The following is a 5,961-nucleotide window of genomic DNA, read 5'->3' on the forward strand; positions in this document are numbered from 1 at the left end:
TGTCTGGTGCTGAAGGGGCACTGTACCATCACCGCTTTCCCCGACGGGAGCGCCTTCCTCAATACCACCGGAAATCCCGGTATGGCAAAAGGTGGAAGCGGAGACGTGCTGGGCGGGATGATTCTCGCTCTTCTGGGCCAGGGCCTGAGCGCCCGGCAGGCGGTGCCCATGGCGGTGTGGCTCCACGGCGCCGCGGGAGACCGCTGCGCGGAAGCGGCGGGGGAGTACGGTATGACGCCCGGCGACCTGATCCGTGCGCTGCCCGGCGTATTGAACGAACATGTAAATTAGGAGGGACTCAAGTGCGCCGTCGCTGGATGTGCGTACCAATGATGCTCCTGGCGCTTGTACTGTCCGCCTGCGGCGGGACGGGGGCGGGCAGCCGGGCCGAACAGCTTGCGCTGGACATGCGGGGGGCGTACCTGGCCATGACGGCCTGCACCGCCTCTATGGAGGTCACGGCCGACTATGGAAGCCGCGTATACGATTACGGGATCGACGTGTCCTGGGAAAAGGAGGGGGACACGGTCCTGACGGTGACCGCGCCGGAGAACATTGCCGGCGTCACCGCCCGGCTGCGCCGGGACGCCGCGGCGCTGGAGTACGACGGCATCCGGGTGGAGACCGGAGCGCTGAACCAGCAGGGCATGAGCCCCGTGGACGCAGTGCCGGTGCTGTTGGACTGTGCCCGGGAAGGATTCATTGCCGAATGCGGCCTGGAGACGGAAGACGAGACGCAGCTGCTGCACATCATCTGCCGGGACCCGGAAGGGACGGCCGGGACGGGGCAGGAGTGCTCCCTGTGGTTTGAGGCGGACACCTTCGCCCTGCTGCGGGGGGAGATCGCGCAGGACGGCTTCACCGTGATCCGCTGTACGTTTACGAAATTTGAGCGTACCGGCGCGGGATAAGCCGTTTCGGCAGACAATACCAAAAGCCCGCGCCGGTACCGGCGCGGGCTTTTGGCATATGTAGAAGGTAAAGTGGAGAGCAGGTTTGGGAGGGCCGGGCAGCCCATGGCGGGGCGGGCCGCCCGGCAACATTTAGTTAGCTAAAACTAACTTCTTGGGATGGATGAAGTGTACCATAACACGTGCGGTCTGTCAAGCAAAAACGGGAAAAATTTTTAGGGAAATAAAGATTGACAGTGCCGCGAAACTATGATACCATAAAAAAGGTTAGTATATACTAACTCTTGCGTTGGAAGCACCCATGTCGGGGTGCGTTTTTAAAAACCGGAAGTTAGCTGGTACTAATATATGGGGGTGAGCGTTTGGAACGGGAGGCCTTTGAACGGGCATTGGCCTATCATTGTGCCCCGGCGCTGGTCGGGCTGCGCTGCGCCTGCGTGATCTCCCTGTCGTCGGCGGACTATCCTGCGCTGCCCCGTGTGGCCGGCCGGTATACGCGTCTGCTGGAACGGCGGGGCGTGCGTATCGAGGTGCTCTGCCGCTGTGAAAGCCGCTGGCTGCTGCTGGTATACCGAACGGAGCTGCTGGAGGCGCATTTGCAGGGGCGGGAGGCGGTTTCCCTGCTGCAACGGCGGGGCTATCCAACGGGGGCGGGCCTTGCCGCCCTGCTGCGGCACCTGCGGCGGCGTTTGCTCTGGCGGGAGGGCTTCCCCCACGAGATCGGCCTATTCCTGGGCTATCCGCCGGAGGATGTGCAGGGCTTTTTGGCAGATCCGGGGGGCGGCCGGTGTAAGCTGTGCGGGCACTGGAAGGTCTACCATGACGTGGAGGGCGCCCGGCGGCAGTTCGCCCGGTTCGACCGCAGCCGGGAGGCGCTGTGCAGCCGCCTGCGGGCGGGGATGACGCTTTCGCAGCTGTTCGGCGTCCGGGAGACGCCGGCGGCGTGAAACTAAACAGACGATCCATGGAGGTACGGATGATGAGCAAGACAGCAGTGATCTACTGGTCCGGGACGGGCAATACCGAGGCAATGGCCAAGGCGGTGGCGGAGGGGGCGGGCGCGCGCCTGTTCACCGTGTCCGAGATCAGCGCCGGCGAGGCCGCCGGCTACGACCGCCTGGCGCTGGGCTGCCCCGCCATGGGGGCGGAGGTGCTGGAGGAGGGCGAGTTCGAGCCTTTCTTCACCGCGCTGGAGGGAAGGCTCTCCGGGAAGAAGCTCGCCCTGTTCGGCTCTTACGGCTGGGGCGACGGGCAATGGATGCGGGACTGGTACGAACGGGCGGAAGGCGCCGGCGCCGATCTGTGCGGCGACGAAGGGCTGATCCTCAACGAAACGCCGGACGCGGCCGGCCTGGAGGCCTGTAAGGCCCTGGGCGCGGAGCTTGCAGCGGGCTGAACGGTTAAACCGAAAACGAAAGAGAGCGGGGACGGCGTTTGCCGTCTCCGCGCTCTTGCTTCTCTCCCGTTTCCGAAAGGCGGAAGGGCCGCACGGCGCTTAAGCGCGCCGGTAGGTCCGGGTGATGTGCCGGAGCCGTTGGGCCACGTCGTCATTGAGCGCGGCCTGACGTACCCGCCAACTCCAGTTCTGGGGCCCGGAGGTGCCGGGCGCGTTCATACGCGCGTCCCCGCCCAGTCCCAGCAGGTCCTGCATGGGGGCGATGGCCAGGCGGCAGGGGGTCATCCAGGCCCCGCACACCGCGCCCCAGCCGAAGCCCTCGTCGGAGCGCAGGCGCAGGTAGTCGGAGGCAAAGGCCCGCTGCGCCGGACTGGCTTCGTCGAAAAGCCACTGCACGAAGGTAGGGGTATCGTGGGTGCCGGTGTAGGCCACGGCATTGACCGGACAGTTATGGGGCAGGTAAGCGCTCTCGCCTTCGGGGTCGAACGCATAGAGCAGGATCTTCATGCCGGGCAGGCCGCTTTCAGCGATGAAATCCCGGGCGGCATCGTCCAGGTCGCCCAGATCTTCCGCGATGAGCGACAGGCCTTCGATCGGCCGGAGCGCCTCCAGCAGGGCCGCGCCGGGGCCGGGCTCCCAGTGGCCGGTACGGGCGTCCTGCGAACCGGAGGGAATGGACCAGTAGGTGTGAAAGGCGCGGAAGTGGTCGATCCGCACCACGTCGTACAGACGGGCCATATGGGCGCAGCGGCGTTTCCACCAGGCAAATCCGGTGCGCCTGTGGTAGTCCCAGTCATACAGCGGATTGCCCCAGTGCTGGCCCAGTTCGGAGAACGCGTCGGGGGGCACCCCGGCTTCCGCGGAGAGCGTCAGATCCTCATCCAGCTGGAACAGGCGCGGCTCGCCCCACACCTCGGCGCTGTCCGGAGAGACGTAGATGGGCAGATCTCCGATGATGGATACGCTTTTTTGATGGGCATAGCTCCGCAGGGCCTCCCATTGCCGGAAGAAAAGCAGCTGCAAAAAGGCGTGGAACGCGGCGTCGTCCGCCAGCAGAGCGCGGCAGCGCTCCATGGCCTCCGGTTCCCGGCGGCGGACATCCCGGGGCCAGTCTTTCAGTTCCGCGCCGCCGAAGTGGTCCCGCAGAGCCATAAACAGGGCAAAATCAGGCAGCCAGCCGCACTCCTGCGTCAGAAAATCCTGAAGAGGGGCGGCATACCGCGTTCGGGCCCGGTCCCACGCCTTCCGCAGCAGGGGCGGGCGGCTGTCGTGGAGCCAGGCGTAGTCCGCCCGGTCGGGACTGCCGGGGTAGCGGGCGCACGCCAATTCCGCGCGGGTGAGCAGGCCCTCCTGCGCCAACGCCTCCAGGTCCAGAAACAGGGGATTGCCCGCGAAGGAAGAGGGAGACATATAGGGGGAATCCCCTCCCCCGGGGGGCACCAGGGGAAGGATCTGCCAGTAGCGCTGGCCGGCCTGGGCAAGAAAATCGATCAGGCGCCGTGCGGACTCGCCCAGAGTGCCGATGCCGTAAGGGCCCGGCAGGGCCGAGACCGGAAGCAGGATGCCGCTGGAACGCCGTTGCATGGGAAGACCTCCATTCGGTAAATAACATCTCCCACATTATAATGCCTACCAAACCAAGCCGCAAGCCATACCTGAGCGGATATGCGGAAAAATGGCCCGGGTGGGCGCCGGCGTCCCGGCCTGCGCGGAATATGTGCAGGGGGCGCATGGCGCTTTGCCATGCGCCCCCTGCCTGTGGAGCGTTACTGTCCCTGTTCGATGGTGTCGCGGATGGAGTCGAAAACGGCATCCTGCCCCTCGCACATGACCATGAGGACGGTACCGTCGTCCAGCGTCTCCAGCCGGGTGTTGACGGCGTTTTCGTACTCCACCTCCAGATACTGCCGGAAGCTCTCCTTCTGGTTTTCCACATAATCGTTCAAGGCCTCCAGCACATCGTCGTCCTTTCCGGCGGCGGGCAGGACGGCCGCAATGGCGTAAGCACGCACATTGACTGGAGAGACCGACAGGGCGTAGGAGGTCATATCCTCCTCGGACAGACCCAGCAGCAGAAAGATCAGGGATGCCTGCTCGTCGTCGGCGGAGGTGATGATCCCCATATAGTCGTTGGTTTCGGAATCCCGGGCGTTCTCAATGGCAGTCTTATAGAGCTGGGTGCGCGCTTGCGCGGTCAAAGGCTCTTTCTGGGCCGGACTTTTACAGCCGCCCAGGGCGCAGAGCAGCGTCAGGGCGGACAGCGTGAGGGCAAAGATGCGTCTCATGGCGTTAAATCTCCATTTCCTTGGTATTGAGCGCCTGCTGCGCGGCAGGCACGGGGGTAAGGGAAAGCGCGGCGTCCTGCACGTGGAGCAGGGCGGCGCAGCCCCGTGTCAGCGCTCCGCTGAGCAAAAGCTCGGCGCAGATATCCTCCACCTGGGTCCGGATGGCCCGGCGCAGGGGCCGGGCGCCGTAGTCCGGGTCGAAGCCGGAACGGGCCAGGGCGTCCACCGCCTCGTCGGTATAGCGCAGCTCCACCCCGAGGGCCTCCAGCCGCCGGGCCACCTGCTCCAGCAGCCGCCGGGCGATGGCGCGGATTTCCTCCCGGCCCAGCTGGGTAAAGACGATCGTCTCATCCAGACGGTTGAGAAATTCCGGACGGAAGACCTTTTTCAGATCCTCCAGCACCGCCGCGCGCAGCTCGGACTGGGGGCGGGTCTCGTCCCCGCGGCGCTCCTGAAGGGCAAAGCCCAGGCGGCTGCCCTTGGAGGTGATGCGCCCGGCGCCCACATTGGAGGTGAGCACGATGACGGTGTTGCGAAAGTCCGCCTTGCGCCCCTGGGCGTCGGTGGCCACGCCGTCCTCCATGATCTGGAGCAGGATCCCCCAGATGTCCGGGTGGGCCTTTTCGATCTCGTCGAAGAGCACCACGGAGTAGGGCCGCCTGCGGACCCGTTCGGTGAGCTGTCCGCCCTCCTCGTGTCCCACGTAGCCGGGGGGCGAGCCGATGAGCCGGGAGACCGTATGCTTTTCCATATACTCCGACATGTCAAAACGCAAAAGGGCTTCCTCGCTGCCGAAAAGCGCCTCGGCCAGGGCCTTGCACAGCTCGGTTTTGCCTACGCCGGTGGGGCCCAGAAAGAGGAAGCACCCGGTAGGCCGGCCCGGCTCCTTCAGGCCGACCCGGCCCCGGCGCACCGCCCGGGCTACGGCCCGGACGGCCTCCTCCTGCCCCACCAGGCGCTGGTGGAGCACTTCCTCCAGACGCAGCAGCCGCTGGCTCTCCGCCTCGGTGAGGGTGGTGACGGGCACGCCCGTCCAGCCGGACACCACCGCCGCCACATCCTCAGCGGTGACGCGCCCGGCGTGCTGGCCGGAGCGCCATACGGTCTGCTGCGCCTCCAGCTCCCGGCGGAAGTCGCCCTCCGCGTCCCGCAGCATGGCGGCCTTCTCAAAATCCTGATTCCGGATGGCCTCCTCCTTCTCCCGGCGGGCGGCGGACACCTTCTCCTCCAGGGCGCGCAGGTCGGGCGGCGCGCCCAGCCGTTCCATCCGCACCCGGCTGGCCGCCTCATCGATCAGGTCGATGGCCTTGTCGGGCAGCCGCCGGTCGCAGATGTACCGGGTGGAGAGGGAGATGGCCGCGTCGATCGC

7 protein-coding genes are annotated in these 5,961 nt (G+C 66.0%); 4 read left to right on the forward strand and 3 right to left on the reverse strand.

Annotation, left to right across the window (positions count from 1 at the left end):
* From MR825_RS07785 to MR825_RS07800, 4 genes are all read left to right on the forward strand, one after another.
* On the forward strand, positions 1-291 hold a 291-nt coding region (locus MR825_RS07785; protein ID WP_287879986.1), incomplete at its 5' end, for an ADP-dependent NAD(P)H-hydrate dehydratase.
* Positions 292-302: 11 nt separating this feature from the next.
* Positions 303-911, forward strand: coding sequence for a hypothetical protein (locus MR825_RS07790; protein WP_256176435.1), 609 nt, complete (start codon positions 303-305; stop codon positions 909-911).
* A gap of 362 nt (positions 912-1,273) precedes the next feature.
* Positions 1,274-1,858: a DUF3793 family protein gene (locus tag MR825_RS07795; protein ID WP_287879988.1), complete on the forward strand. Its 585-nt coding sequence runs from the start codon at positions 1,274-1,276 to the stop codon at positions 1,856-1,858.
* 32 nt (positions 1,859-1,890) lie between these two features.
* Positions 1,891-2,307 carry a flavodoxin gene (locus tag MR825_RS07800; RefSeq protein ID WP_186907076.1) on the forward strand — a complete coding sequence of 139 codons (417 nt, stop codon included), beginning with the start codon at positions 1,891-1,893 and terminating at the stop codon, positions 2,305-2,307.
* 99 nt (positions 2,308-2,406) lie between these two features.
* On the opposite strand, the gene malQ is transcribed toward MR825_RS07800, so the two are convergent.
* The 3 genes from malQ to MR825_RS07815 form a co-directional block, all read right to left on the reverse strand.
* The gene (gene malQ / locus MR825_RS07805) at positions 2,407-3,891 is read right to left on the reverse strand and encodes a 4-alpha-glucanotransferase (RefSeq protein WP_186907077.1); all 1,485 of its coding nucleotides are present in this window, start codon (positions 3,889-3,891) and stop codon (positions 2,407-2,409) included.
* A 182-nt stretch (positions 3,892-4,073) separates the two neighbouring features.
* Positions 4,074-4,592: a DUF4358 domain-containing protein gene (locus MR825_RS07810; RefSeq protein ID WP_186907078.1), complete on the reverse strand. Its 519-nt coding sequence runs from the start codon at positions 4,590-4,592 to the stop codon at positions 4,074-4,076.
* 4 nt (positions 4,593-4,596) lie between these two features.
* Positions 4,597-5,961, reverse strand: a 1,365-nt coding sequence (locus MR825_RS07815; RefSeq protein WP_287879989.1) for an AAA family ATPase, incomplete at its 5' end; no start/stop codon positions are given.

It is taken from the genome of Lawsonibacter sp., from assembly GCF_022777125.1.
GTDB lineage: Bacteria > Bacillota > Clostridia > Oscillospirales > Oscillospiraceae > Lawsonibacter_A > Lawsonibacter_A hominis.